Raw genomic sequence first — 2,128 nt, 5'->3', positions numbered from 1 at the left:
CCGCACGGCTGCGGGGGCCCTCCGCCGTTCCGGGCGCGTCGCCTGCGGCGCCGCCCGCGGACGTCAGTACGCCTGGGCCGCGTTCTCCGCGAGGATCGCGCGCAGCCGGGTGGTGCGGGGCGCGGCGGGCCGCTCGGCGACGGCCTGCGGGAGCGCCGGGCCGGCGGCGTGCACCACCGACAGGTGGCGCTCGCCGCGGCCGAACGCCGTGTACACCCACTGCCTGGTGAGCGCCGCCGCCGCGTCGTCCGGCAGGACCACGACGGTGCCGGGCCAGCGGCGGCCGACGGCCTGGTGGACGGTCAGCGCCCAGCCGTGCCGCAGCTTTCCCGCCTCGGCGGGCGGCACCGTGCGCCGGGAGCCGTCCGGGTACTCCAGGTGCAGCCCGGCGGCGTCGCCGTCGAGCACCCGGGCCAGCCGGGTGTGGCCGGGCGCCGGGGAGTCGGCGACCCGGTCGCCCGGGTCGAAGCCGCCGAACCGGCCCGGGCCCGGGTTGAGCCGGGCCTTCGCGGCGGCGTTCAGCGCGCGGGTGCCGCCCCCGCCGCCGTGGCCGGGGGTGAGCAGGACGACCTGCTCGGCCGGGATGCCGAGGGCGCGCGGGATGGAGTCGGTGAGCAGCTGGACGGCTCGGTGGACGGCCTCCGCCGCGTTCTTGGCGGTCAGGATGACCACCTCCTTGTCGGGCGCCTCCACCGGCTGGAGCTCGCCGATGCCGACGCCGGAGACCAGCTCGCCGATCGGGCCGAAGTCCGGGGTGCGGGAGGCGACGGCCGGGCAGACCCTGGCGGCGAGCAGGTCGGCGAAGAAGCGGCCGGGACCGGCCGACCAGAGCTGGCCCGGGTCCCCGCTGAGGACCAGCCGGCTGCCGTCCGCGAGGGACTCCAGCAGGGTGGCCGCAAGTTCGACGTCCAGCAGCGGGGCGTCCAGGACGATCAGCAGGTCGAGCGCGAGCGTGCCGTCGGAGGACCGGCCGGGGCCGGCCGCACCGGCGAGCAGCTCGGCCAGGGTGGCGACGGGCGCGGGGGAGCCGGCCAGGGGGGCGAGCGCGGCGAAGGCGTCCCGGCCGTGGTCGGTCCAGGTGGCGGCCCAGGCGCGCAGGCCGAGGCCGGTGGCGGCGGCCAGCAGGGCGGCGGGCTCGGTCCGGGCGGCCTCGCCGCCGGTGTGCAGCACGAGAGCACTCCCGGCGATGGCCCGGACCAGGGCCGCGGCCGAGGAGGACGGGGCCGCCGCGGCGGCGGACTCCCAGGCGGCCGGTCCGGGCGCGACGGCGGGCGCCTCGTCGGCGGCCTCCCCGGTGCTGTCCCCGGCCACGGCGTCGTCGGGGCCGGCGTCCTCGGCGGCGGGCTCCTCCACGGCCTCCGGGGCCTCCGGCATGGCGTCCGTGTCCTCCCGGTCCGCCTGGTCCTCCGGGTCCTCCCCGGGGACGAAGGTGGACATCAGCCGGACCAGCCCGTCGGCCAGGCTCTCCTCGGCCAGCGCCAGCCGCTCCAGCGCGAGCAGGGTGCGGGTCGGCGGCTCGTCCTCCTCGTCCCCGCCCGCCGCGTGCGCCTCGGCGCCGGTGAGCTCCTCCTGGAACGGCATCGCGCGGCCGTCGAGCACGGCGGCCTGGACGGCCGCGGCGGAGTCCGGCACACCGAGCCGGTCCAGCCCGGCGGTCACCTCGCCGATCTCCAGGGCGGAGTGGCCGCGCAGCGCCGCCTGCTCCAGCAGCCAGCCGACGAGCGCGCGGGTGCGCCGCTCGTCGCCGGGGCCGGCGGCCGGTCCGAGCAGGCCCCGGGCGAAGCCGTCCGCGTGCTCGGGGCGGACGCCGGACAGGGTGAGCACGGCCCACGGGTCCTCGCGGAGCTGTTCGGCCGCGCCGTCGCCGAACACGGACACGGCGGCGACGGCCAGTTCGGCCGGGGCGCCGCCCGCGGTGAGCACCTCGGCGGTGGCCTTCAGCGCGAGCACCCGCTGCTCGTCCGTCCCGGCCGCCGGAGCGGCCGGTCCGGGTGCGGCCGGTGCCGACGCTCCGTCCGCCGAGGGTGCCCCGGCCGCCCCGGCCGGGGGCCCCGCCAGGCTAATATAAAAAAAAACCAGCCCCCCAGACAAATAACAAAATCGGATTGAGTATTAGGGGTGTGAAAGT

1 protein-coding gene is annotated in these 2,128 nt (G+C 78.7%); it reads right to left on the bottom strand.

Annotated features, from left to right (window positions below; translation table 11 throughout):
• Positions 1-63: 63 nt before the first annotated feature.
• On the bottom strand, positions 64-1,950 hold the full coding sequence (locus ACFCX4_RS36030) for a helix-hairpin-helix domain-containing protein (protein WP_376151665.1): 1,887 nt from the start codon (positions 1,948-1,950) through the stop codon (positions 64-66).
• Positions 1,951-2,128: the final 178 nt, after the last annotated feature.

It is taken from the genome of Kitasatospora sp. NPDC056327 (assembly GCF_042261735.1).
In the GTDB taxonomy this organism is placed as follows: Bacteria; Actinomycetota; Actinomycetes; order Streptomycetales; family Streptomycetaceae; genus Kitasatospora.
Note: the sequence above shows the minus strand (reverse complement) of the source record. Positions and strands in the feature narration are given on the sequence as shown.